Source organism: Cytobacillus sp. GQ23 (genome assembly GCF_059758675.1).
This window is the reverse complement of record NZ_JCAXER010000007.1, coordinates 34830-60717: the sequence shown is the minus strand read 5'-3', so window position 1 is coordinate 60717 and position 25888 is coordinate 34830. Positions and strand designations below refer to the sequence as shown.

Here is a 25888-nt window from a genome sequence, read left to right as displayed (position 1 = left end):
GGATATTTGTTTTATAATGTAAAACTCAGTTTTATAATTAAGTTATCCGCTTCCAATAATAGCTAATTGTTATATTTGTGTCAATAATATTTTCTGAATTTTTTAATTGTTCAACTAATTATTATTCCAGAACAATTTATATCTAAATTTGATTTTATTTTAAAAGAAAACTTCTTTCTTAAAATTCCTAAAGCATAAATTAAATGTACCAATAGCAATTTCAAGGTCACTTCATCATTTGTTATGTCTCCGGCTGAAATGTCCAGGTAGTATTCGCATTAACAGTATAAAGCAGGTGCTGCTCCCCCTTCAGATTCCATTTAATTCATGAACAGTTCAAACATTTCATATAACGAGAATTTGTGTTCAACTGACTTTTCACCTACCACTGCTGTACTTCCCCTTGCATCTTTTCATTTTGTCTTTGTTAAAATAGCCATAAAAAAATCCACCTTTCTTTAATAGATTGGTGGATTTAACGCTTCGGATATATTGAAAAAGTTGCCGTATATTATGTAATTTTCAGAAGAATCCTAGTGTGAATTTATTGGAAAATCACCTTTCAGATCAAAAAAACTGGTCAAATCGATGATAACTAAAAAGGTTGGCGGGACTGCCTGGGAATCGAACCCAGCTAACCTGGCACGCAGGTCACAAGCGGTTTTGAAGACCGTGGAGGGCACCAGCACCCCAATCAGCCCCATAAAGAAAGACTCTTACTATTATAAGGGCAAATAGTGCTGCTTTCAAGACTTATGCCTCCTTTCTTGTCGTTTCGCGGGACAAGGCTTATAATAAGAACAGGAAATTATGTGTGTAGGTGAAGGAAATGCTAGAAGGCTGGTTTATGTATTTTATATTGTTCTGGGTTGTTATTCTGATTTCGTTCTTTGCGATTGGCGGCTTTTTCATGTTCCGCAAATTTTTAAAGCGCATGCCGAAAGAAGATGGCAAATCAGATTTGGATTGGGAAGAGCATTATGTCAATGAAACACGGCATTTATGGCAGCAAAGGGAAAAAGATCTGCTGGAAGATCTCGTAAGTCCGGTGCCTGAGCTGTTCAGGGATGTAGCAAGAATGAAGATTGCCGGTAAAATTGGTGAGCTTGCTATAAAAGAAAAAGCAGATCGAATTGATCAGGATCTCCTGATTCGAGGCTATATTTTAGCCACGCCAAAACGGGACCATAAATTCCTGCGCAAGAAATTGACAGAAAAACAGATAAGCATGTCTCCTTATGAACATTTATTTTAAACCATTTCGGATTACCGGAATGGTTTTTTTATTATTCTGGGAGCCCAAAATGGGATCCATTAAATAACAATTAAAAACCGCCAAAAGCAATATCCGGCGGCCTTCATTTATTAAGTTGTTTTTGGATTCCTCGTTCCATTCAGTTCCTGATGGAGCTTCCGATAATTCATATACATCGCAACTCTCCACGGTACAATCATTGAAAATGCTAGAATCCAGAACATGCCGCTCAGCTGGCCATAGTCGATAGTGGAGCTTAGAACTATTTTTCCAATAATGCGGATTACAAGCAATCCTATTAATATAAAAGCAAACGCTTTAGATCGCTTCAGATAAATTTCGCTGTCCCTGATTTCAAAGGAAGATGTCTTTATTAAAAGGATGGAAAACAGCACTCCGACTGTGGCTGCTTCCAGGATCTCCATTGGTGTAACGCGAAAATAAGGAACGGTAAACATAAGAGCACCTGTGCTCATAAAAATCGGCGGCAAGATAATTTTCTTGCCGGAAGCCGGTTTTTTTGCAGCCTTCATGCGGATGAACATCGCGAAGATCGCCATAAAAACGGCACCGATTGATGAAATTAGTACAAAGTCCATTCGATTTCATCCTCTATCTCATTTGATTACTACCCATATTATATCTTAATAGGCTTGATTTAGGTACTCAGAACAATAAAAGTGCATTAAAAAAGCCACTCCAGCTGATACCCGGACACATCCGCATGTCCAGGGTACCCTGAGTCAGCTTTTAACTTAATACCCGATTAACCGCTTCTAATACACGGCCTTCATCAAATGGTTTTATGATAAAATCTTTCGCGCCGGCTTCAATGGATTCAACCACTACCTTTTGCTGTCCCATGGCTGAACACATGATGACCTTTGCATTAGGGTTTTCCCTCTTAATTTCCCGGACAGCCTCAAGACCGCTCATTTCAGGCATCGTGATATCCATCATCACCAGATCCGGGTTCAAATTTTCGAAAAGATCCACGGCTTCCTTCCCGTCTTCCCCTTCTCCAACTATTTCATGACCGGCTTTTTTTAGAATCGTGCTCAGGGTAACTCTCATAAATTTCGCATCATCTATTATTAAAATTCTCGCCACCGCTGTTTCCTCCTTGTAGTGCATTGGAAGCTATATCTCTATTATACTACATATATAGTAAAAATTACCCATAATAAATTTCATTAAACATCTGCAAAAGGGAATGATCCTTTAGAGAGATACATTAATCAACTCCCAAAGAACACATATTTCAATATATCGAACTATCAGATAAATTTCAATTGAAAGACTATGACAAATTTCGACCGCTTGTCATAGCCCTTTCTTCCTTATAAATAGGAAAAGGGCACATTCCTAAATAGAATGTGCCCCTGCTTTTTAGAAACCAGTAAATCCGCCAAACAATGGTGAAAGGAAAATAATAATTTTTGTCATCCAGTTAAAGAATAAAACTACACCCATAATCATCATCAATAAACCGCCGATTTTCATTATCTTGGCGCTGTTTCGCCTGATCCATTGCATTTTTCCGATGAAGAAAGAAAGAACAAAGAATGGTATAGCAAAACCAAGAATATAGGCGATCATATAAACGATTGCAGAATTAGGATTTGTAACTGCTAATGACCACACAGCCCCCAATATCGGACCTGTACATGGAGTCCAGCCTGCTGCGAATGCCATTCCAATCAGAACAGATCCGAGAAGGCCTGATGGACGGTTCTTAAACTCAAACCGCCTTTCTTTCATAAGAAATTCTGGCCTTATAATACCGACAATTAATAATCCAAAAATAAATACAAAGATAGCGCCAATTTGCCGGATTAAATCCTGGTATTGCTGAAAGAATTGACCAAGCAAGGTTGTTCCAAACCCAATTGCGATAAAAATGGCTGAAAATCCGATCAGGAAGAATAATGTATGAAGCATACTCCTTCTCTGCAGCATCGCATTTTCTTCTTTAATCTCCCCTACAGACATTCCGGTGATATACGATAAAAAAGCCGGATATAATGGCAGGCAGCAAGGCGAAACAAAACTTAAAAACCCTGCACCTAGTGCAATAAAAACATTCAAATCTGTCATAGTCACAACTCCTGATACTCATTCAATCCAATTTTATTCTAACAAATCTTATATAGAAAAGATAATGGATAGTATGTGAACATTTTGTTTCATCAACTTTTGCTAAATTAATGCATTTTAATTTTCAACCTAAAACATGTATTTTTAATGTAAATGTTACCAAATTTTAAAACAAGTTTCTTTTGAATTTATTACCATAATTCGATATACTAGTATAGAACTTAACAAATTCTGTTATTATCTTTCAGCTTTTGACATGGTTTCAAATTGGGAGAGTATAGCCTACATATAAGAATTGATCAGAGAGGAACTATTGGCCATGTGTAAACAGGAACTGCTTACATTGATCGAACAAAAAAGAACAGAGTTAATTCAAGTGGCCATGAAAAGCGGCTTAAGCTCTGCCGCAGCAATCCGATACAGTCAGGAATTGGATGCCCTATTAAATGAATATAACCGAAGCTTCATTAAAAAAGTGCAGACACATTAAGAAACAGCCATGCAGTAATTGCAGGCTGTTTTTTGTTAACTCCATTAACCTGCTGCATCCTCCACTTTTTCAGCGTTTCCATTCTGCAGCAGATACATTTTATGATACAATCCCCGCTTAGCCAGCAATTCCTGGTGCGTTCCTCTTTCTACTATTTCCCCCTGATGAAGAACGAGAATCTGTTCAGCATCCTGTATGGTAGACAATCGATGAGCAATTGCAATTGTTGTGCGGCCCTTTCTCATTTTTTCCAGTGCTGTCTGAATGGCTTCTTCTGTTTCAGTATCAATATTAGCTGTTGCTTCATCCAGCACAAGAATCTTAGGATTGGCAGCAATCGTTCTTGCAAATGCAATAAGCTGTCTTTGCCCGCTTGAAAACGTCGATCCCCGCTCCACCACCGGATGATCATATCCGTCTTCCAGCTTGTTTATGAATATATGAGCCTGAACAAACTGGGCAGCAGCTTCAATTTCAGCATTTGTCATTCTTTCATTATGCAGTCTGATATTATCCTCTATCGTCCCGTAAAAAAGGAAAGGATCCTGTAGAACAAGCCCCATTTTTGTACGCAGTTCTTCTGCAGGGTAGGACTTAATGCTTTTTCCGTCAATAAGTATATCGCCGCGTTCAAATTCATAGAATCGCATCATTAAGTTAATGATGGAGCTTTTGCCGCTTCCGGTATGACCAACTAGAGCAACGGTTTCACCCGGTTTGGCTGTAAATGAAATGTTTTTCAATACATCTCGTTTACCGTCATAGGAGAAGCTGATATTCCTGAACTCAATCTCTCCTTCCTGAATCTCAGCTGACTTGCTTTCCGCCTGTGCTGGGGCAGCCTCTTTTTCATCCAGCAGAGCAAATGCTCTTGAAGCGGCAATGATGGCCTGCTGATACATGGAAAGCCTCATCATAATTTGATTCACAGGCTCAAAGAAGCGGTCCAAATAGCTGACAAATGCATACAGCACACCGATTTCGATCGGATTGTAAAAAGAAGAAATCCCAAAAAAGCTTAATACAATGACAAGTGCCAGAACATAAACCAGGTCAATAGCCGGCCTTAACAGGAGCCCATCCATTTTGATATTGCGCATCCCGGCTTTATAATGCTCCTCATTTATATCACCAAATTCCTTCCGCAGTCTTTTTTCCTGCCTGAATACCTGGATAATCGACATTCCCTGCAGTGATTCGCTCAGTTTTGCATTCAGCTCACTCAGCCTTTCTCTTAAGTCCTTATAGAATACCGAACTGTATTTACGGTAAGTCCGGATGATCAGAAAAAGAATTGGGAGAATTACGAGACAAAACAGGGCAAGCTTTACATTCAGGATAAACATCGCCACAAAGATACCTGTCAGCAGGAAGGCACCCTGAATGAAGGTAACCAGTACACTGACAAACATATCTTTAATTGCCTCTGTGTCATTGGTAACGCGAGAAACAATACTTCCCGCTGGCGTTTTATCAAAGTACTTTAAGCCCAGTGACTGTACTTTTGAAAAGACATCCACTCGAAGCTGCTGAATGATTTTCAGCGCGATTTCCTGAAATTTGAGCAGCTGAAAATAGGATACCAGCACATTCATGATCTGAATGCCCATATAGGCTGCACCAAGGGCAAATAGCGGCTCAAAAACCAGGTTTCCCGGTGTTAAATAATCATCAATAAATATTTTAACAAGTATCGGCCCCAGTAGGTCTCCAATCGTTGTTAAAAGAAGAAGACTGAAGGCAAGTGTGATTGTTTTTTTATGCGGTTTTGTATAGGAAAGCAGCCGGAAAAGAACCTTCCGCTGCTCTTTCCCCTTCATAATCGGTGTCTTTTCCATAGTCTTATCCCCCATGCTCCACTAGCTCTTCCAGCTGCTGGCGAAGATACATATTCTTATACCAGCCTTCTTCAGCCATTAGTTCATCATGTGTTCCCCTCTGAACAATTTCCCCTTCATCCATCACCAATATGAGATTCGCATGCTGAATGGCGCTCAGCCGGTGAGCTGTAATAATTGTTGTCTTGCCAGACCGTTCAGCCCGCAAGGAACTGAGAATTGCTTCCTCTGTTTTGGCATCAACAGCAGAAAGGGAGTCATCTAAAATCAATACTTCCGGATTCATCAATAGTGCCCTTGCGATGGAAATTCGCTGCTTTTGCCCTCCGGAAAGAGAGACCCCTCTTTCACCGACAACAGTCTGATAACCTTCTGTAAATTCGAGAATATCATCATGGATATTGGCCAGTTTGGCTGCCGCATAAATATCTTCAGGGTTTGCATCCGGCTTTGTGAAAGCTATATTTTCAGCAACAGTGGCCGAGAACAGGAAGTGCTCCTGCGGGACATAGCCAACAGCCTCTCTCAGCTTACCGAGTTTATAGCGGCTGATAGGATGTCCTGCAAAAAATATCTCTCCTTTATAGCCTTCAAATTCCCGAAACAAAAGCTTTAGAATTGTGGTTTTTCCCGCACCCGTTTTACCTGCAATGCCGAGCGTCTCTCCTCTTTCCAATCTAAAATGAATATCCTTAAGCAGCCGATCCTGTTCACCCGGATAAGCGAACTCCTCGACGTTGTACTCAATGTTACCGCATGGAACTTCATTGATGCCTGATTCATCATCCTTAATTTCGATTTCTTCTGCAAGAAGTGAAGAGACTCGATCATATGATGCGCGGCCTCTTTCGACGATGTTAAACAGCCAGCCAAAGGCAAGCATTGGCCAAATCAGGAGACCCAAGTAAGTTGTAAATGAAACCAGCTGTCCGATTGTCAGTTCTCCTGCAATAACATACCTTGACCCAAATGCAATAGACAAGAAGAAAGAGATCCCTACAATAATGCTGATCGTTGGATCAAACAAAGAGTCAACCTTAGCAACAGCAATGTTCTTTTGTACTACATCTTCAGACTGTCTGCGGAAATCTTCTATATCTTCTTTTTCCTGGCCGAATGTTTTAATCACCTTAATTCCTGAAACACTTTCCTGAGTTTTGTCATTCAGTGAAGAAAAAGCCTCTTGAGCTTTGTGAAACCGTTTATGAAGAAGTGTTCCATACCAGCTTGTCAAAAGTGCCATAAGAGGCATCGGTATCAGACAGATCAGTGTCAGCTTCCAGCTGATTGTTGCTGCCATTGCAATAATAACGAAGCCGCCTGTCGCAAGGGAGTCGACAAAAGTTAGCACTCCAGCCCCTGCCGTCTGCTGGATAGCCTGCAGGTCATTGGTCGCATGCGCCATCAAATCCCCTACCCGCTTTTTCTGATAAAAGGCCTGCGACATACTGGTAAAATGCTTGTAAAGCCTGTTGCGCAGAAGTTTGGACAGCTTAACGGCTGAACCGAAAATCATAATGCGCCAATAATAGCGGAGCACATACATCATGAGGGCAACCACAATCAGAATTACAACCCACATAATTAATGCTTGCGCAGTCAGCTTGCCATTTTTAATCAAGTCGACAACAATCCCCACTACCTTTGGAGGGACCAGCTGAAGCATTGCCACAAAAAGCAGCAGGATAATCCCGTTTATATAAGCCTTTTTCTCCTGTTTAAAAAACCACATTAAATCAAAAAAAACCTTCATACCCCATTCATCCTCCGAAATCCATCATAGCTTAAATAGTTTATCAAATATTAAGAAAATAAGGAAGATTTTTCCCGCAACAAAAAAAAGCACCCGGATGGATGCTTTATTGCCCTAATGCTTCTATTCGATTTATCAGGCTTGTTGCTTTATTAATTGTTGAGAACAGCTCTGAATTTTCCAGCTGATCCAGCGCAAGGTTGCCATTTTCCATAATTTTATTGATCTCTGCCAAAAGCGTTTCATTCTGGGTCACAAGCTCCTGATGAACATCTTCTGCAAGCTTCGGTATATCCTGAATGGCGATAAATTCTTCAACTTCCTGCTTTAGAGTCATCAACCTGTCTTCAAGTTCCTGCTTTGCTGCCGGGTCTGCTGCCGCTTCCTGAATCAGCTGCGGGGCCTCTTCGGCAAAGTTGCTTAATGTATTAATATGCTCAGTCGCCTCATTAACATAGCCAATGGAGTTATTAACTTCTCCCAGAACGGAACAGCCGCTTAATAACATGGAAATGGTAAGGAGCCCTATTAAGATTACTTTCTTCAAAATTGCTCGTTCCTTTCATGATTTGTCATAGTATTATATACGGTCTGCTTGAAAGGAAGGTTTCATTTATAAATAAAAAAACCACCTTCCTGTTAGTATAACAGAAAAATGGCTTCCAATGGGCCGCTTGTCCCTGATTACTTGCCAGTCTGCTTGTTCATGGCATTCATCATTTGGTTGATCTTCTTTTGAGATGGCTTCATGCCCATTTGCATCATCATCATTTTAAGCATTTGTTCATTAATTGGCGGATTTTTCTCAAGGTAGCTCATCATATATTTTCGAGCAATGAAAAATCCTAGTGCTACACCGGCAAGAAGCGCCAGTACACCAACTAGAATGTACATACCCATACTAACTTCCTCCTTCATGTTGTCTATCATACAGTGTACTAGACCAAAGGTTATTATACAATATTTGCTTCAGTTTTTCTCTTATTTTAGACGAATTTTCTTTCTTTAATCGGTTTTAGCCACCCATAGCGCTTATGCTGGAGGTCAACAGCCAAAAAGGAAGACTCGCTTTTTCGCAGCACCTCGAAAAAAACTGTCTCAGCCTCATAGCTGCCCGCCGCTTCTAATACCAGGCTTCGTTCAAATACTTCAAGCTTCGCCCTGCTTCTTTTGCTCATCTCTATATAGTATGCACTTTTTTCTATGATAAAGTCCTTTTTTCTCTGCAGCTGCTGATGGATATATTGATGCACTTTCAAACCCGGGATTGGCTTAGTCACAAAATCAATTTGCTTCGATAGAATCGACTTCATTTCACCTGACGAACGCTCATACTCTTCAAACAACTGAAAAAACATCCGCTCTCTGCCAAAATAATGGGACGCAAATTCATCTTCTATTAAATACAATTGATAAGCTCTCATCTGGCCCCTCCTTCCGGGACAATCCATTTCTTTCAATTATAAGTAAACGCTTTTAAAGAATGTGTCTGAAGATGTTAAAAACTATCACTAATTTTGTCGAAAGCGAAGAGTTCAGTGGATTATGAGGATTCATGGTGGTTGAAATCTGCCGATTTGCTCTTTACAAAAATCTATTCACTATGGCATATTCCCAGATTTGACTGCTTGTAATCTTGATTTTAATGACGGCTTGAATATTCACTGTTTAGCTGCGGCTTTTTCTCTTTCTGGTGGCTTCTGAGCCTATATGGCGGCTAATTCTTGTTTCTCTCTTCATGCCTACTCATCAAATCCAATCAAAAAAAGGAGAGCCTATCAGCTCTCCCTTCACTGTTATTATTATCCCTGCAGCAATGCTTTCACGCGTGCTACAACGTTATCTACTGTAAATCCGTATTCTTCCATAATTCTTTCTCCTGGTGCAGACGCGCCGAACGTATCGATGGCAAGAACATCGCCTTCGTCTCCAGCATAACGATGCCAGCCAAGTGAAGATCCCATTTCAATGGCAAGACGTTTCTTGACTGTCTTAGGAATTACGCTTTCTTTGTACTCTTTTGATTGAGCTTCAAAACGATCCCAGGCAGGCATACTTATTACAGATGCATGGATGCCTTCGCCTTCAAGCACTTTTTGAGCTTCAACTGCGAGGCTGACTTCAGATCCTGCAGCAAGCAATAATACATCCGCATTGCTGTTAGAAGCTGGTGATACAACGTATCCGCCTTTTTGAACACCTTCGTATGCCGCTGAATCCGTCCCTTTTAATGTAGGCAGGTTTTGACGAGTCAATACTAATGCAGTTGGCTTATTTGTTGATTCAATTGCTGTTTTCCAGGCTGCTGCTGTTTCATTGCCATCAGCAGGACGGACAACAGAAAGGTTTGGCATTGCACGCAATGCGGCAAGCTGTTCTACAGGCTCATGCGTAGGGCCGTCTTCACCGACAGCGATACTGTCATGGGTAAATACATATGTTACAGGCAGGTTCATAAGAGCAGCCAGACGAATTGCCGGGCGAAGGTAATCAGAGAACACGAAGAATGTTCCGCCGAATACCTTTAATCCGCCGTGAAGCGCCATTCCATTTAAGGCAGCTCCCATAGCAAATTCACGTACTCCGAACCAGATGTTGCGGCCATCAAATGATTCAGCCGTAAAGTCACCAGTTCCTTTAATCATTGTTTTATTTGATCCTGCAAGGTCAGCAGATCCGCCGAAGAAAGAAGGCAGGTTCTGAGCGATAGCATTTAGCACTTCTCCGGAAGAAGCGCGGCTGGCAAGGCTCTTACCTTCTTCATAAACAGGGATGTCTTTATCCCAGCCTTCAGTAAGCTCACCATTAATTGCCTGCTCCAGCTGTTTTCCTAACTCAGGATGTGATTCTTTGTATTGAGCAAAAAGGTCTTCCCATTCCTGCTGCTTTTTCGCACCGTTTTCAACAACTTGCATATTAAAGTGATCATATACTTCCTGTGGAACATGGAAGTCTTCTTCAAATGTCCATTTGTAAGCTTCTTTAGTTAATTTCAATTCATCAGCACCAAGAGGAGCGCCGTGAACATCAGATTTTCCTGATTTGTTTGGAGAACCGTAGCCAATGACTGTTTTTACTTCAATCATTGTCGGACGGTTTTCGTCCTGCTTTGCTTCTTCAATAGCTTTTGCTATTTCGTGGAGGTCATTTCCGTCTTCTACGCGGATATACTGCCATCCGTATGATTTAAAGCGCTGTTCAACACTTTCAGAGAAAGATTTATCAAGGTCTCCATCAAGTGAGATATCATTGGAATCATAAAGAACAACCAGCCTGCCAAGCTTCAAGTGTCCAGCAAGGGAAGCAGCTTCAGCCGAAACGCCTTCCATAAGATCTCCGTCACCGCAAATGCTGTATGTATAATGATCAACAACATTGAAGTTGTCTTTATTGTATGTAGCAGCAAGGTGGCGTTCAGCCATTGCCATACCGACAGCCATAGCAATACCTTGTCCTAATGGGCCTGTAGTTGCGTCAACACCAGGAGTATGGCCGTATTCAGGGTGACCGGGAGTCTTGCTTCCCCACTGTCTGAACTCTTTAATATCATCCATGGATACATCATAGCCGGAAAGATGAAGAAGGCTGTATAAAAGCATAGAGCCATGTCCTGCAGAAAGGACAAAACGATCACGGTTGAACCAGTCCGGATTTTTTGGATTGTGGTTCATAAAGCGCGTCCAAAGAGTATAAGCCATTGGAGCAGCTCCCATTGGCATGCCCGGATGGCCGGAATTTGCCTTTTCAATGGCGTCAATTGATAAAGTACGAATGGAACTGATGGATAGTTCATCTGTGTGATTAAACATTCAATACATCCTTTCGAGTAGAAATTCTTCACTCTTATAATATTATCGGGTGTCCCTTATTTTCACAACCAATAGGGTTAGGTAAAGGACAAAAAGCCGGTTTGTTACTATATTGACACAAAAACACCCGGCATATGTAAAAAAAGCGGAGACAGGCAGTAATACCATCTCCTCTATTAAAAGAAGGAATACAGCACAGTGTATCCCTTGCAATTATATTATTAGTGAAGGCGATTTTTATTTTGGAATTCCTTCAGCTTTTTCGGTGTTACATCATTCCCTTTCGGATCAACGATTGTAACGCCTTTCAGCGTGTTTAACATGCCTGAGCGGAAAGTCTCCAAATACTCTTTGCGCAGCGAGGTCTGTTCTTTCGCTTCTGCTTCAGTCAGTCCGGATTCCTTGGCCTTCTTTGCCAATTCATTAATTCGGGCAAGTTTTTGTTTAGGCAGCATTTATTAAAACTCCTTTATATCAAAAGTTTACCTTTGAATAATCTGATGGAAGTTTTTATTATACAGCAGCTTCAGTTATGGAACAATACTGAAACTCAAATGCCATCATACTAAAAATGAGCACTTTTGACAAGAAAAGTGCTCTACTCTGAAAGTGAATCAATATATTCTTTATACCTTCTGTGGACAGTTGCTTTGGAAATATTATAGCCGAATCCCCTTAATGTCGCAGCAATCTCGGCAAATGTTAACTCGTTTTTCCTCAGCCGGATAATTTCCTCTATCGGCACCTCTATTCTTTCCCTGCCGCCACTTGCTCCCTGATTACTTAGGTTTTTCTCGGGCCTGTACCCTTTATCAACAGCCCGCTGCATGCCGCGTCTAATTTTGATGTTATGCAGCTTTCTCTGATACTCCTCTACCATTCCTACTATGCTCAGGACCATCGAATCTGATTCTGAAAGCTCCAGTTTGCCATTATTCGAGATGCTGTATAACTGGACTTCTTCTTTTAAAATACAATGGAGGATCGCAATTTTGGCATTCCCCCTCCCCAGCCTGGTTTCATCCTGGATGAGGACCACCTTTATCTCCTTGTTTTTAATTAAGTCTAAAAGCTCCAATATACCGTCCCTTTCAAGATCGTATCCGCTTGCCTGTTCGCGGATGACCTTGACTACTTCAAAGCCATTTTTTCCCGCCAGGTTCAAAAGCTCTTCTTCCTGCCTAGAAAGGGACGTTTCCTGAGTTTCCTTTGTTGTACTAACTCTGCAGTAAATAATTGCTTTCATAACTTCTCCTTATTCGTTAAGGTCTGAGCTGGCAAGCTCTTTATATGGCTGGTCATCCAGAGCTTTTACTGGAATGACAATTTCATCACCCGGAAAAATCCTTCCTGCCGCTATCCCATTATTTTGTTCAACCCAATTAATAAATTGATCTGTTGACATTGAATGCTCGGCAGAAAAATTTTCAGCAATCTTCCATAATGAATCCCCTTCTGCAACAGTGACTTTCACAAACTTTTCCGTATCAGGTGCTTCTATCTGTATGAGCATTATAAGCGATGCCGCCAAGCTCAAAACGAAGAGAATAATAGCATAAGAATATGATTTCCACAATTTGTTCAGCATAATTAACCACCCTCAAGAGAATATATGTTCGCATTTGATGTTTTTATTATAGACCGAACGTTTGTTTTGTGTCAATAAAAATTCGAACTTATGTTTGTATCATATGGTAATTGATGCTATAATTGAGACAACAAAAACACATACGAGGTGCGTAAAGATGGTGAAACTATCAAAAAGGCAGCAAGATATATTGGAGTTTATTAAAGAAGAAGTTAAGTTGAGAGGATATCCTCCTTCTGTAAGGGAAATTGGGGAAGCAGTCGGCCTGGCTTCAAGCTCAACTGTTCACGGTCATCTCGCCAGGCTTGAAAGCAAAGGGCTGATCCGCAGAGACCCTACTAAACCGCGCGCCATTGAGATTTTAGATATGGACGAAGCTTCAAATATCCCCAAGATCAGTGCAGTCAATGTTCCGATCGTTGGTAAAGTAACCGCAGGGCAGCCGATAACGGCAATTGAAAATGTTGAAGAATATTTTCCGCTTCCGGAAAGAATGGCACCTGCTGACGAGCATGTATTCATGCTTGAAATCATGGGAGAAAGTATGATTGAAGCAGGGATCCTTGATGGAGACTATGTAATCGTAAAACAGCAGAGCACTGCCAATAATGGAGATATCGTAGTTGCCATGACAGAGGAAGACGAAGCAACTGTTAAGAGATTCTTTAAAGAAAAAGACTTTATTCGTCTACAGCCAGAAAACTCCACAATGGAACCGATTATTCTCCGCAATGTTTCTATTCTTGGGAAAGTGATAGGCGTATACCGTCATATGCATTGATAGATTGTTAAAAAGCAGGCACCTCAGCCTGCTTTTTGTTTTTTTCCAATTTCAAGAAGGATATCAGTTCCTATTACCTGGTACTATCAGCAAAACGGTACGAAAGTAACTGATACTTTTCTTTTAGCATAAGGTTACAGTCATGTATGACTAATTTATCATTCAGAAAATTCGGTATTTTTATGCATATTATTTTATATTCATTTTCTATATAATGGTAATACACCGAGAATCAACCTAAGGTCGCTTTTCAAAAAATCTCGACTTTAGGAGTGTGAAGAAAAAATGTTTTTGAACATTACCTTCGCTTTGTTGATTGGTGGGCTGGTTGGTGTCGTTGGACATATTCGGAAAGAAGGCAAAATGGTTAAACCCAGAAGGACAAAAAAATTCATCTATCTGGGGGTCTTTGAAGAGGTAATCATGGGGGCTTTAGCGGCTGTTTTTTTGGTCGTTTCTTCAGATCCTGACTCTGCCTTAAAGGTAGTTCTCCTGGCAGTGATTGCAGGATTTGGAGGAGATGCACTGCTGACATGTCTCGATTTCTTAAAAATAAGACATAAAGAATAGAGAGATGCAGACGATATTTCTAGAAAAACCTCGTTCATCGCTGAGCGGGGTTTTTTATGTGCTCACTTGCGGAATCTTAAGTTCCCTAACTTTCAAAGTCATTTTTGTATGGATAACAATATGAAAAAAGCTTAGACTCTTCATTCAAAAAAGTCACGTTTTCTTGAATGAAGAGCACAGCAAGCTCGGTCAACTGTAAGGTACTCAATAATGTTGAAGGCTATTTATCTGGCCATTGTCGATTCTCTTACTAACAAACTTGGTTCTAGCTGAATTTTCTTTCTCTCAGATAATGGAACTTTCCCTTCAATCTTATCAATTAATATTTCACATGCCTTTCTCCCCATTTCAATAATGGGAGTAGAAATCGTGGTAAGCGGCGGATCTATTATGGACCCTAAGTAAACACCTTCATAGCCGCTTATGGAAATATCATGCGGGATAGAAAGACCTAATTTTTTGACAATCACATAGACAAAGGATGCCGTAATATCATTACAGACAAATAATGCTGTCGGACGATTGGTTTGTTTTAAGCACTCTAATAGCTGCGGATTCTCAGCCATAACTGTTTTGGAATCCGTATGATTATAGTTCGCTAAATTAAAAGGAACGAATAAATGCTCTTCAATAGGCAATCCATTTTCTTTTAAAGCATTTTTATAACCTTGCATTCTATTCACAACTTCTGAGGACGACTCTAAATGCTTATCGAATACAAATGCAATTTTCTTATGCCCCAGTTCAATTAAGTGCTTGGTCATTTTATAGCCGCCGGCAAGGTCATCACAAACCACATGATCAGCCTCTAATTCCTTGAAATACTTTGTATATAATACAAATGGAATGTTTGATTTTTGCAGGCGTTTATACGTCTCCACTTCATTGCAATGAAAAGCAAGAAATCCATCTACCATCATATGCCTGTATTTTTCAATAAGAGACTTCTCTACCTTGCTATCACATTCTGCAGGGCCAATGGAGATTGTATAGCCCCTTTCCATTGCATAGGGAATCGCCCCTTTAAGAAACTGATTTTGGTAATCATCATGTAAATAACCGCCTATTAGAAGGCCGATAATATGTGAACGGCCGCTATTTAGCCCCTGAGCCATACGATTGGGTATATATCCCAATTCAGCAGCTATATCTTTAATTTTATTAGCCGTGCTGGCACTGATCGATTTATCACCTCTAAGGGCTAAGGAAACGGTCATTTTTGACACACCAGCAATTTTTGCAATATCTTCTAATTTTACACGCTTCTTGATGGAACTCCCCTCCGACCATTGATGCCATTTAAGAATAATTGTATTATATCTAGCAATGCTTGACAATTTTATTTGAAGTTAATACCACTTATGTTTTTTAAAAATTCAGAATTTAATTGAGCATAACATATATTTATGGTAAACTAAAATTGTTACTTTACCGTTAAAGTAATCGTTATTTATTTTTTGTTAATCTACTTTACCGGTAAAACCAACGCAGTCATATAAAAAAAGGAGTGGATTGGTTGAAAACTAAATTGAAAGGCGCATCTATAATACTTACTAGTGCAGTTCTATTAGGTACTTCTTTCCTCAATTTTTCTCCGCTGGGTGCCATTGCGAAAGATGAAGGGAAAGTCGGGCAAAGCTACGGAAAAGTGAATCAAAATAATGTTAAATCTGTTCCAAATGCAAAGAAAAAAGATCAAAAGGATACCATTGTAACACCTGAAGAGAGTACTTTTTTTTCAACCGTATCCATCGAAGAGAACTCTTCTTATAACACTCCGAGTGATGGGGATTTATGGCCGGCCGCCTGGTCGGATGACGATATGCTGTATACAGCCAATGGTGATGGAAAGGGATTTGACCTAAATGCTCCATGGTCAGATATTGTGGTGAACCAAATTACAGCAGGACACCCTTCAACCAAAAATATTACCGGCAAAAGACTTTCAAGCGGCGATCAGGTAGGAACTGTCTGGAATGACCCATATGAATACAATCGCAAGCCGACAGGCATGATTTCTGTAGATGGAAATTTATATCTTGCTGTTCAGGATCTGAACAAGGGCGGAGGCTGGCGGGCATTCAATGATGCACCTTCTGCAACAATCCTAAAATCGGCTGATAAGGGAAAAACATGGACTTGGGATAAAGAAAAACCAATGTTTGATGACTATGTTTTCACTACCATCATGTTTTTGGACTATGGAAAAGATAGCGAGAACAATTCGGATGGGTATGTTTATGCGTACGGATTAGATTATAATTGGCGAGATTCATTCATTGACACTGTTGAAGATCCCACCAATCTTTACCTTGCCAGGGTTCCTAAAACAAAAATTCAGGATCGCTCCGCCTGGGAATTTTATGCAGGGGATTTAAACGGAAATCCTAAATGGAAAAAAAATATTAAGCAGAGAAAGCCAGTGCTGCAGGACGAAAGAAGAGTATACAGTAACACCCTTCATGCAACCAACCCTGACAATTCCACCGTTCTATCACAGGGAAGTGTTGTATATAACAAACCATTAAACCGATACATTTATACTTCATGGACAGAATTCACTTTTGAATTCTATGAATCTCCTACCCCTTATGGACCATGGAAGAAATTTTTATCAAAAGACTTTGGTGTCTATCCTTGGTTTAATCATCACCACGGAGGATATGGGGTTGTAATGCCGTCAAAATATATCAGTGATGATGGTACAGAAATGTGGCTGAATTCCAATACCTTTATGGGAGGAGTACAAAAATACAGTTTATCCTTTAGAAAACTTAAAGCTACTCCTTATAAAGCAACTGAACCAGCAAATGAAAGCAGCGATAATAACTTAGCACTTCCGGCTAACTCCAGCAATGTTACACCTGTCTCCAAATACAGTGCACATAATTCGAATCTAAGGTATTTAAATGACGGCAATAAAAATCAATCAGAAGACGATTGGAACGGGGAAAGAAAACAGGAAGACTGGTGGGGCTATACATGGTCACAAGCCTATAACATGAACAAAGTTGTATATACTACAGGTAATATGTTTAATGATGGCGGGTGGTTTAATGATATTAAAGTTCAGGTACGCCAAAATTTCAAATGGGTAGATGTCAACAACCTGCAAGGTGCACCTGCTTACCCAAACAGCAAAGATGCCGGCAAAAACCAAACCTACACCTTTACCTTTGATAAAACTTGGGGAGATGGTGTACGAATTATAGGTGCTCCAGGAGGCACAGCAGCCTTTACATCGATTGGAGAGTTAGAAGTATACTATAAATAATGGATCACGAGATTCCCGCCAATAAAAATGCTGGCGGGAATCTTCTTAATCCACTCACAGATACATGCAATGACATAAAAAATGATTCTCTAAATAATCCTCAATCGTTATTTTCGGGATCATTTAAAGAATCTATTGTCAGTTATTAATAATCAAAGCACGTTTTTAAGTCTTCCGGCTTTTGCGGGAGCGTGTCTGGTAATGGCAAACGCTCTTTGACTGGCAGAATTGGCTGAACAGCCTGATGCGGCTCCGTTTGGTACCAATATGCCGTACTGGAGTAATCATCGCTGCGGTTATTATTATGGCCGTGCTCGATCGTTACTTTAATCGATTTGTCGAACATAACGGGGTCCTGGATATGATAACGGTACGCCGAAACTTTCCCAGACCAGTTCGGGCCGCCGCCAAGAATGATGCCATGGTATGGCGCACAGACCTCCTGCTGTGGACACCAGGCTGTATTAAAGTAGTCTTCCATTCCTGTTCCGTGCAGGGACGGAGGCCATGGTTCTCCATCGATAAAAATCATATCGTCCCCCTCGCCATACCAGTTCCATTCATGTGTAAAGCGAAGGTTATGGATATTTAAGTTACATCCGACATAATGGCCTTTCCCTACGGCATCCAAAATCACATAGTTTCCGTCCCCGGTCGTATTCTTGCCCCCAAAGCTGTATAAGGCGTTGGAAATGCTGTCATCAATCCCATCGGTTAACTCCCTTTTCCATAGGGCATGGAAACGGAGCGGACTATCAATCTCTTTATCATATTGCTCATAATCTACATAATAATAGAATTTAATCGGATCATTGGCATTGCTTTCGATTTCAATTTTTGCTTTTTTTCCAAAAGGCATCGGGAAAAAGCAATTCAGGGCTCTTCCATCTTCCGGACTCATTTGCAGAGGTTCAGAAGAATAGTTCTTTGTAATACCATGCCCCATCCCGAAAAAATCACCGATTGGTGCTTGTACACTCGGATTTTCTTCTCCATCCCAATACATTCTGATCACTACTTTGCGATGAAGATATTCCTCAATAGAATCATCCAAAGGAGCCATGGTCATCCAAATATGGGTAATGCATCCTGATCCTTCAAGTTCGCAAATCGTTTGAACATCTCCTGGAAAAATCCGAATAAAATCTCTGTTGCCACCCGTTGTATCATAGCTTGATGCCCGTTTCCTTTTACTGTCTCTTACTCTATATAGATCTCTTAAAGATGAGCCTAAGAATGTCATACTTATACCCCTTTTCACTATTCATTGTTAGTACTTTTTATGAGATGGACTTATAGTTTTCCGCCGGACATTTTAATCCCGTCAACCAAATATCTTTGCATTGAAAAGAATACTATAAAGGTTGGTATTGCACACAATAAGGCAGCAGCCAGTACAATACTCCAGGATGTTTCGTAACCGCCTCCGACTATATTAGCTAAAGCAACCTGTACTACCCACAGCTCTTCCTTTTGATTAATAATCAGCGGCCATAAGTAATTGTTCCAGTTTGCTGTAAAGAATCCTATTGTCAGCGGAATCATCATTGGTTTTGATAGTGGAAGGACTATCCTGAAGAATGTCCCCGCAATAGATAACCCCTCCATATAGGCAGCTTCTTCTAATTCTTTTGGAAAATCACGATAAAATTGTTTAAATAAGAATATTCCATATGCATTAAAAATCATCGGTACAATTAATCCTAGATAAGAATTTGCCATACCTAAATTCTTTGTCACCATATAAAGCGGAATCATAATGACGGTAAACGGAACCATTAAGGTACTAATCATCCATCCAAATACAAGGTTTTTACCTGGAAAGTTCAATCGTGATAGCGCATAACCGCTCATTGAATGAAAAAGCAAGGCAATGATAGTAACAGCTGTTGAGACAATTAATGAGTTCCAGATGGCCCTTAGAATATTTGTTTCCAGAACAGCTTTAAAATTGTCCATAGTAAAAGCGAATATGTTGATATTTGGTTTAAAAACATCTTGTGGCGCTTTAAACGAACTAATAACCAGGAGGAAAATTGGCAATACGATTAAGATACCGCACGCAATTATAAAGATCGTTACAAGCCATTTATTTTTTCCCATGACCATTTGCACCTCCTAATCTTTATCGGTATAGACCCTTAACTGAGCAAGTGAAAGCACGAAAATAATTAAGAACAATACAACAGCCAATGCAGAAGCGTAACCCATATTTAAAAATTCAAAGGCTTGCTTATAAATATATAGCACACTAACCATCGTTGAATTTGCCGGCCCTCCCTTTGTCATAACCATGATTTGGTCAAATACCTGAAAGGATCCAATTGTTGTAACTATAAGTATAAATATCGTGGTAGGTTTCAATAATGGCAGCGTAATGCTCTTAAATGCCTTCCATCCCGTAGCTCCATCAATCTGGGCAGCCTCATAGTAATCATTTGGAATCTCCTTAATTGATGCAAGGAAAATCATCATATTATATCCGAGATTTATCCACAGGATTACCACGATAACGGACACCATTGCTTGGCTTGTTGATCCCAAAAATTGCTGATTTGGAATCCCTAAAAGATCAAGAAGCTGGTTAATGAATCCACTGCGAGGATCATATAAGAACATCCAGATAACAGCAGATATGACAGATGTGATCGCGAATGGAAGTAAAAACATTGTCCTTGCCAATCCTTCATATTTTCGCTTAATAGTATTCATCATGACTGCGAAAAACAGTGATAAGCCAACCAATAACGGAACATAAATTATGGTAAAAATAAGAGTCCTGTAAACAGACTTCCACCAATCTTTGTCCGAAGCTAACTTTTCGTAATTTTCAAATCCTATAAACACCTTTGGACTTAGCGCATTCCACTCATGCAGACTTACATAAAATGCATATACCATTGGCACAAAAATAAATACAGTCAGCCCTAGAAGATTGGGCAATAAAAAACCATATGCTGTTAATGCTTCTTTTCTCCTGTTTGTTAAGCCTTTCAATTTCATGTTCATGCCTCCTCGGCAAAATCGAGGTTTAGGATAAGAAGTCCGGAAAGCTTTATGAAAGCCCTCCGAACTTCCCATTATTATTTTTTCAGTGCTTCTTCAATTTTCTTGTCTGCCTCTTTAGCCGCATCCTTGCCTTTTGCATTTCCAAACATGACCTTCTGCATGGCTTCTCCCACTGCATCTACTACTTCAGGTCCATAACGGGGTTCTGGAATAGCAGAATCATAGATTTCTTCTGTAAAAACTTTACGCAACCCCTTATTATAAATTTGCTGTCCCTCTTCAACTACGGATTGACGAGGTGGATATGCAAATTTAATTTCAGTTGCCCATTTTAACGGACGGGACTTATCTTCAGCAAAACACCACATAATAAATTTAGCCGCTTCATCTACATTCTCACTTTTTGAATTTACGGCCATTTTCCAGCCACCTGCAGCCGTTGCCGGTTTTCCGCCTTCTGGAGTTGGAATTGGCGCAAGACCGAATTCTATATCTTTATACTCCTTTTCCAATACAGGAACCGCCCATGTGCCAGCAATAGTCATAGCTGCTGAACCTGTCCCTATATTAGCAGCATCCCATGGACCATATTGTAATTTGGACGGTGCAGAACCATCTTGGAAGAAAGATCCCCAATAGTCCAATGCTTTTGCTGTTTCAGGTGAATTAAAAGTAGATTTTATTCCCTCTTCATTTAAAACATTACCGCCCTGCTGCCATAAAAAAGGATACCAAATGAAGTTAAGGTAAGGACCTTTATCTGTTGGCAGTACAAGGCCAGCAACTTTATCGGTTGTTAACTTTTTAGCTGCAGCTTGTAATTCATCCCACGTTTTCGGTACTTGTACACCTGCATCTGCCAGCATTTTTTTATTGTAATAGAGTCCAAGTAATTCTAGTTCATATGGCAATGCAAGTACTTTATTGTCATAGGTTACTGCATCAATGGCAGCTGGAAGGAAATCTTCCTTTGCTCCATCCGGAAAATATGGATTTAAATCAGCCATAATTCCTGATTGTGCATACTTCGTAAAGTCTCCAGGGCTTACCATGAAAATGTCTGGCCCCTCTTCGTTTGCAAACGCTACAGGTAACTTTGTTGTTGTATAATCACTCTGGTTAAAGGCAGTGTACTTAATTTTTACTTTTTCTTTATGTGAGTCATTGTACTCTTTAACTAGATCTTCAAAAAATTTCTTTTCAGCCTCTGTGTGAAAATCCCAAAATTCCAGTGTTACCGCACCATCGGATTTTCCATCTCCGGAAGAAGGTTGTGTACTGCATCCTGCTTGAAAAACTAGTAATAACACAAGACTGAAAATCAATAACGGCTTCCAGAATTTCATATAATTGGCCCCCTCTGTACTAGTATTTTAACAGATATTTTGAAAACGATTACACATGATTTTTTTATGTAAAGACCTCCCCCTTTCCATAGAATTGCTTAAACACTTTCTGCTAAATTAATTGACTTTATGAATCACTGATTACCATTTTGATGGATCAGAAAATTCTCGACCTCAGCTTTATTTGGCAGAGATGGGATGGCACCTTCTCTTGTTACAGCTAATGCACCGACAGCATTGGCGAATTCAACCGCCTCCTGCAATGGTTTCTTATTGACAATCCCTACTGCAAGCGCACCATTAAATGCATCTCCTGCCGCAACCGTATCTACGGGCTGAACTTTATAGCTGGGAATATGAATAATGTCATTTTTATTGACAATTAACGACCCTTTTTCTGCAAGTGTAATCACTACGTTTTGAACACCCTTATCCAAAAGAACCTTCCCGGCAATCTCTGCATCTTCCAAAGTCAAGATCTTAATGCCGGTAAGAATTTCAACCTCTGTTTCATTCGGAGTCAAATAAGTTACTTTTTCAAGTAATCTCTCGCTTAGTTTTTGGGCCGGGGCTGGATTGAGAATAACAGGCACTTGCACCCCAGAGGCATAAGCAACAGCTTGCTCAATCATGCTGAGGTCCATTTCAAGCTGGACTATTAATAGCTCAGCATTTTGAATAAGTCCTTTTATACGATTCAATTCTTGTAAGTCATAATGTAAATTTGCTCCTGGAACGACAACAATTCGATTGTTTCCGCTTTCCTCCAGGGTTATGGAACCGACTCCTGTAGGATATTTAGAATCACATAAGATGTTTTCCGTATTAATTCCTTCATTTTTTAAAGTTACAATAAATTCATCACCAAATGGATCTGATCCCACTTTCCCGGCCATGGTAACATCCGCTCCAAGTCTTGCTGCTGCGACAGCTTGATTGGCTCCTTTTCCACCTGGAAATTTCGAAAAGTTTGAACCAATTACAGTTTCACCATTTTGCGGAAAACGGCCGGTCCTTACGACTAAATCCATCATAAAACTTCCAATCACTAAAATCCCCATACAATCTACATCCTTTAAGGTTATTTATTCGATAATTTCTTCCCTAAGCTGCCGCCAGGATGGTACAAATGAAAATCTTCCTTTTTAAAGCTTTTAGACATTGATAATGCTACAGCTAGTGCATCACCAATCACTAATGTAATAGTAGAGCTTGTAGTCGGAGCTAATCCAAGATGATCAGCTTCGCCTGCGTATTGGTAGGTTAGGGAAACATCACAGAATTGTGCAAGTGATGATCCAGGCTTGGATGTAATCGCAATTGTTCTGCAGCCAATCTTCATTAATGAAGGAATAAGACTAATTACTTCAGAAGTTTCACCGCTATTAGAAATTAAAATGACAACATCTTTTTGCTGAATCATTCCTAAGTCACCGTGGAGCCCTTCTGTACTATGCACAAAGAATGCCGGTGTTCCGGTACTAGCCAGTGAAGCAGCAATCTTTTTGCCGATATGGCCGGATTTGCCCACCCCGCTGACAATCACCTTTCCTTCACAGCTGCTAAGTAAATTTATTGCCTCTTCAAAATTCAGACCTATTTGATCAGATAATGCTGAAATAGATGAAGCCTCTGTTTCTATAACCCTTTTAATTTGCTCCAATATATTCATAAACTAACCCCTTTCCCTTGAAGCTATTTTCTAAAAACACTTGCATTACAATATGTAAACGTTTACACATTGCTAAAAAATTAATTTTTCATCTGGAAATTAGGTGTAATCGTTTACACATTTAACAAATAAAAATTACCTCAGCTAATCAATAAGACCATCTGTAATCATCAAAAATTACTTTACCGGTAAAACATTAATGTAAAAAAATATACAGAACTGTGTAATCGTTTACATAGAGTTTATAAAAAAAATCAAATAAATGCAATACTATTTTTATAATTTTTTGAATTTTTCATGATGACTGGAAGCGAAAAATTCGCTTCCTTTTTAGACAGGGCTGTTTAGAGCTGGGGTGATCGTCTCAAAAATTGGGGCTTCAACATTGTTGAGCAATCTTTTCAGCAATATTTCTCCCGTTCGTAGCCCCATTTCATATGGTGATTGTTTGATGCTAATAATCTTGGGTATTTTGATTAATTGATCTGCTTCATTTTCACCATACGATGCGATAATCAGATTTTTATAATTGGACATCCCATTTTGAGATAGCCTGAGCAGAATCCCAAAAGTCATCGTATTATTAAATGAAAGGATGGAAGTGGGTACTTCTGGCAAATTCAAAAAATAATCCGCAGCCTTGAATCCCCCCTCTTTGGTAAAATCTCCATTAAAAGTATATGCTGAATTTAAATCAATCCCATTTTCCTTCAAAGCCATTTTACATCCTTCAAAACGTTCCCAGCCTGTACTAACGGTTAAGGAACCATTTACGACTCCAATTCGAGTGTGTCCATGCTTAATTATATATCTGGTTAACTCATATGCCCCCTGAATGTTATCTTCAACCACATAATCTAAGCCTAATGTTTCGTTATTTATTTTTCTATCTACCAGGATAATGGGAATCCCCGCACTTTTTATTTTTTTTATATAGTCCTCATTTTCACCAGACGTAGCAAGTACTAGGGCATCCACCCTTTTTTCATATAAAACTTGCAGCATTTCTCTTTCTTTTTTAGGATTTTCATCCGCACTTGCAAAAATTAAATGATAGCCATTTTTATGAACAATGTCCTCAATCCCTCTGGATACTTTCATAAAAAAGGGGTTGGAAATATCAGGAACAATAATGCCAATCGTATTCGTTTGATGTTTCTTTAAGCTCCTTGCAATGGCATTAGGCCGATAATTTAATCTTTTGGCCGTTTCCAGTACTTTTTTCTTAACCTCATCGCTTGCATAACCACTATTATTTAGTACCCTGGATACAGTTGCCGTCGAAATATTTAATTCTTTTGCGATATCCTTGATTGTTGCATTATTCAACCTAACTCACTTCCAATTTATTTTCTAGGAGAATTGCTTTTTGCAAAAAATCTATAAATATATGTAAACTTGTTAAAGAGCATTCTAATGAGCGAGTCCGAATTTAATTTGTTCGATCTTTTCCAAACGAACAGTATGAAGTTGGCCTGTAGAATCTGCCCAGTTGGCCATTTTTTCCCCTAATTCAATTGCATACACCCGATCAATAACAGTCGGATTCCCCCCGATGCATTGTCCTTCTTCAATCATAACAGAACGGAAATCTACGTTTAATTCTGCATATATATGATTCTTTATGTTTTCTTCTTTAATTGTCCCATTAAATAACAAAAGCGCATAGTTATATCCATCTTCATATTTCTCGGCTATGTTCCTTGTAATCCGGTGGAATTCGTTTTTTTTCATCGGCCAAATATTCACATTCAAGCGCTTTTGCTGCAGCTTTTATAAATACTCCAGCTTTTTCTCCAGGAATCTCAATAAGGAATAACCTTTTTTTTGATAATAGTAAGGAACCGGCTGTGTCTTTGACCTTATATATGCTTTTTACTACTTCATTTATAGCAGAATCAAACCCTAACTGATAAAGATTTGATTCCTGGGAATCAAACAGGTTTATGGGAATCAAAAGTACACGGCAAACAGATTTCTTTGTCAGCAACTCGAAATTGAATTCTGCTAACTCCTTTTCATTATAAAATACAAACAAAATATCTAGATTGTTTACCATGCTGGCCCCGTGCCTCTTCCAAGCAGAATTTGAGATTGAACAAAGCCTTTTCGCTTGTTCCTGTCCGTTAAAACTCAGGTGTTCTATATTAGCTTCTTTTTGGGCATCTTCTTGAATTCCGGTTACAACATAATCGTTTTGCCTTTCGAACCTATGAACTACTTGATCAATTGCTACATTAACGATTTGTGGAATCGTCCCTAGCTTTAGTATTCCGATTTTTTTCAAACTAGCTGCCCCCTTTTCTGCTCCCTCGATTTAGCGGGAATTTGATGATGTGTTGGAGAATGATTACCTTTTTCCAAAATTTTACATTTTATATGTAAACGATTACACATTAAATATAA

The 25888-nt window shown here is 39.6% G+C and carries 27 protein-coding genes and 1 tRNA gene; 5 read left to right on the top strand and 23 right to left on the bottom strand.

Going from position 1 to position 25888, the window contains the following annotated elements:
• Nucleotides 1–605: 605 nt before the first annotated feature.
• A tRNA-Sec gene (locus AC6CHU_RS07685) sits at nucleotides 606–702 on the bottom strand.
• Between the two features lie 127 nt (nucleotides 703–829).
• On the opposite strand from AC6CHU_RS07685, the gene AC6CHU_RS07680 reads away from it, so the two are divergent.
• Nucleotides 830–1255, top strand: coding sequence for a DUF2621 domain-containing protein (locus AC6CHU_RS07680; protein WP_159867228.1), 426 nt, complete (start codon nucleotides 830–832; stop codon nucleotides 1253–1255).
• Nucleotides 1256–1365: 110 nt separating this feature from the next.
• Here the strand turns inward: AC6CHU_RS07680 and AC6CHU_RS07675 are convergent, their stop codons facing one another.
• From AC6CHU_RS07675 to AC6CHU_RS07665, 3 genes are all read right to left on the bottom strand, one after another.
• Nucleotides 1366–1854: a CcdC family protein gene (locus AC6CHU_RS07675; RefSeq protein ID WP_159867055.1), complete on the bottom strand. Its 489-nt coding sequence runs from the start codon at nucleotides 1852–1854 to the stop codon at nucleotides 1366–1368.
• Between the two features lie 151 nt (nucleotides 1855–2005).
• On the bottom strand, nucleotides 2006–2365 hold the full coding sequence (locus tag AC6CHU_RS07670; RefSeq protein ID WP_159867052.1) for a response regulator: 360 nt from the start codon (nucleotides 2363–2365) through the stop codon (nucleotides 2006–2008).
• Between the two features lie 279 nt (nucleotides 2366–2644).
• Nucleotides 2645–3352 carry a cytochrome c biogenesis CcdA family protein gene (locus AC6CHU_RS07665; RefSeq protein WP_159867049.1) on the bottom strand — a complete coding sequence of 236 codons (708 nt, stop codon included), beginning with the start codon at nucleotides 3350–3352 and terminating at the stop codon, nucleotides 2645–2647.
• A 319-nt stretch (nucleotides 3353–3671) separates the two neighbouring features.
• On the opposite strand from AC6CHU_RS07665, the gene AC6CHU_RS07660 reads away from it, so the two are divergent.
• Nucleotides 3672–3842, top strand: a complete 171-nt coding sequence (locus tag AC6CHU_RS07660; protein WP_048009069.1) for an aspartyl-phosphate phosphatase Spo0E family protein — start codon at nucleotides 3672–3674, stop codon at nucleotides 3840–3842.
• Nucleotides 3843–3886: 44 nt separating this feature from the next.
• Here AC6CHU_RS07660 and AC6CHU_RS07655 read toward each other — a convergent pair whose 3' ends face one another.
• The 9 genes from AC6CHU_RS07655 to yneA form a co-directional block, all read right to left on the bottom strand.
• Complete coding sequence (locus AC6CHU_RS07655) at nucleotides 3887–5680, bottom strand: ABC transporter ATP-binding protein (RefSeq protein ID WP_498121052.1); 1794 nt, start codon at nucleotides 5678–5680, stop codon at nucleotides 3887–3889.
• A gap of 4 nt (nucleotides 5681–5684) precedes the next feature.
• Nucleotides 5685–7433 carry an ABC transporter transmembrane domain-containing protein gene (locus AC6CHU_RS07650; RefSeq protein WP_498121050.1) on the bottom strand — a complete coding sequence of 583 codons (1749 nt, stop codon included), beginning with the start codon at nucleotides 7431–7433 and terminating at the stop codon, nucleotides 5685–5687.
• A gap of 106 nt (nucleotides 7434–7539) precedes the next feature.
• Complete coding sequence (locus tag AC6CHU_RS07645; RefSeq protein ID WP_236566248.1) at nucleotides 7540–7980, bottom strand: DUF6376 family protein; 441 nt, start codon at nucleotides 7978–7980, stop codon at nucleotides 7540–7542.
• A 137-nt stretch (nucleotides 7981–8117) separates the two neighbouring features.
• Entirely contained in the window at nucleotides 8118–8333 is a 216-nt protein-coding gene (locus AC6CHU_RS07640) for a YneF family protein (protein ID WP_009330559.1), read from the bottom strand.
• Nucleotides 8334–8419: 86 nt separating this feature from the next.
• Nucleotides 8420–8857 (bottom strand): sporulation inhibitor of replication protein SirA, encoded by a 438-nt coding sequence (gene sirA, locus AC6CHU_RS07635; RefSeq protein WP_061792605.1) that lies wholly within the window; start codon nucleotides 8855–8857, stop codon nucleotides 8420–8422.
• 378 nt (nucleotides 8858–9235) lie between these two features.
• A complete protein-coding gene (gene tkt / locus AC6CHU_RS07630; protein WP_159867040.1) occupies nucleotides 9236–11242 on the bottom strand; it encodes a transketolase in 2007 nt (668 codons plus the stop codon).
• 221 nt (nucleotides 11243–11463) lie between these two features.
• Nucleotides 11464–11697 (bottom strand): DUF896 domain-containing protein, encoded by a 234-nt coding sequence (locus AC6CHU_RS07625; RefSeq protein WP_009330562.1) that lies wholly within the window; start codon nucleotides 11695–11697, stop codon nucleotides 11464–11466.
• 143 nt (nucleotides 11698–11840) lie between these two features.
• Entirely contained in the window at nucleotides 11841–12488 is a 648-nt protein-coding gene (locus tag AC6CHU_RS07620) for a YneB family resolvase-like protein (protein ID WP_159867037.1), read from the bottom strand.
• Between the two features lie 9 nt (nucleotides 12489–12497).
• On the bottom strand, nucleotides 12498–12830 hold the full coding sequence (gene yneA, locus AC6CHU_RS07615; protein WP_159867034.1) for a cell division suppressor protein YneA: 333 nt from the start codon (nucleotides 12828–12830) through the stop codon (nucleotides 12498–12500).
• 157 nt (nucleotides 12831–12987) lie between these two features.
• Between yneA and lexA the strand changes: the two genes are divergently transcribed.
• Nucleotides 12988–13611, top strand: a complete 624-nt coding sequence (gene lexA, locus AC6CHU_RS07610; protein ID WP_159867031.1) for a transcriptional repressor LexA — start codon at nucleotides 12988–12990, stop codon at nucleotides 13609–13611.
• A gap of 285 nt (nucleotides 13612–13896) precedes the next feature.
• Nucleotides 13897–14181 (top strand): DUF4257 domain-containing protein, encoded by a 285-nt coding sequence (locus AC6CHU_RS07605; RefSeq protein WP_009330566.1) that lies wholly within the window; start codon nucleotides 13897–13899, stop codon nucleotides 14179–14181.
• A gap of 224 nt (nucleotides 14182–14405) precedes the next feature.
• On the opposite strand, the gene AC6CHU_RS07600 is transcribed toward AC6CHU_RS07605, so the two are convergent.
• A complete protein-coding gene (locus AC6CHU_RS07600; protein WP_251282849.1) occupies nucleotides 14406–15518 on the bottom strand; it encodes a LacI family DNA-binding transcriptional regulator in 1113 nt (370 codons plus the stop codon).
• 179 nt (nucleotides 15519–15697) lie between these two features.
• On the opposite strand from AC6CHU_RS07600, the gene AC6CHU_RS07595 reads away from it, so the two are divergent.
• Nucleotides 15698–17455: a glycoside hydrolase family 183 protein gene (locus AC6CHU_RS07595; RefSeq protein ID WP_159867028.1), complete on the top strand. Its 1758-nt coding sequence runs from the start codon at nucleotides 15698–15700 to the stop codon at nucleotides 17453–17455.
• A gap of 145 nt (nucleotides 17456–17600) precedes the next feature.
• On the opposite strand, the gene AC6CHU_RS07590 is transcribed toward AC6CHU_RS07595, so the two are convergent.
• From AC6CHU_RS07590 to AC6CHU_RS07550, 9 genes are all read right to left on the bottom strand, one after another.
• Complete coding sequence (locus tag AC6CHU_RS07590) at nucleotides 17601–18698, bottom strand: glycoside hydrolase family 172 protein (RefSeq protein ID WP_159867025.1); 1098 nt, start codon at nucleotides 18696–18698, stop codon at nucleotides 17601–17603.
• A gap of 50 nt (nucleotides 18699–18748) precedes the next feature.
• Nucleotides 18749–19564 (bottom strand): carbohydrate ABC transporter permease, encoded by an 816-nt coding sequence (locus AC6CHU_RS07585; protein ID WP_201306561.1) that lies wholly within the window; start codon nucleotides 19562–19564, stop codon nucleotides 18749–18751.
• A gap of 9 nt (nucleotides 19565–19573) precedes the next feature.
• Nucleotides 19574–20458, bottom strand: coding sequence for a carbohydrate ABC transporter permease (locus tag AC6CHU_RS07580; protein ID WP_159867022.1), 885 nt, complete (start codon nucleotides 20456–20458; stop codon nucleotides 19574–19576).
• An 80-nt stretch (nucleotides 20459–20538) separates the two neighbouring features.
• Nucleotides 20539–21789, bottom strand: coding sequence for an ABC transporter substrate-binding protein (locus AC6CHU_RS07575; RefSeq protein ID WP_498121042.1), 1251 nt, complete (start codon nucleotides 21787–21789; stop codon nucleotides 20539–20541).
• 155 nt (nucleotides 21790–21944) lie between these two features.
• On the bottom strand, nucleotides 21945–22871 hold the full coding sequence (gene rbsK, locus AC6CHU_RS07570; RefSeq protein WP_159867016.1) for a ribokinase: 927 nt from the start codon (nucleotides 22869–22871) through the stop codon (nucleotides 21945–21947).
• A 20-nt stretch (nucleotides 22872–22891) separates the two neighbouring features.
• A complete protein-coding gene (locus AC6CHU_RS07565; RefSeq protein WP_159867013.1) occupies nucleotides 22892–23482 on the bottom strand; it encodes a KpsF/GutQ family sugar-phosphate isomerase in 591 nt (196 codons plus the stop codon).
• Nucleotides 23483–23812: 330 nt separating this feature from the next.
• The gene (locus tag AC6CHU_RS07560) at nucleotides 23813–24811 is read right to left on the bottom strand and encodes a LacI family DNA-binding transcriptional regulator (RefSeq protein WP_159867010.1); all 999 of its coding nucleotides are present in this window, start codon (nucleotides 24809–24811) and stop codon (nucleotides 23813–23815) included.
• Between the two features lie 84 nt (nucleotides 24812–24895).
• Nucleotides 24896–25216 carry a hypothetical protein gene (locus AC6CHU_RS07555; protein ID WP_159867007.1) on the bottom strand — a complete coding sequence of 107 codons (321 nt, stop codon included), beginning with the start codon at nucleotides 25214–25216 and terminating at the stop codon, nucleotides 24896–24898.
• A complete protein-coding gene (locus AC6CHU_RS07550) occupies nucleotides 25164–25769 on the bottom strand; it encodes a hypothetical protein (RefSeq protein WP_159867004.1) in 606 nt (201 codons plus the stop codon). Before AC6CHU_RS07550 ends, AC6CHU_RS07555 begins: the two co-directional genes overlap by 53 nt.
• Nucleotides 25770–25888 lie beyond the last annotated feature (119 nt).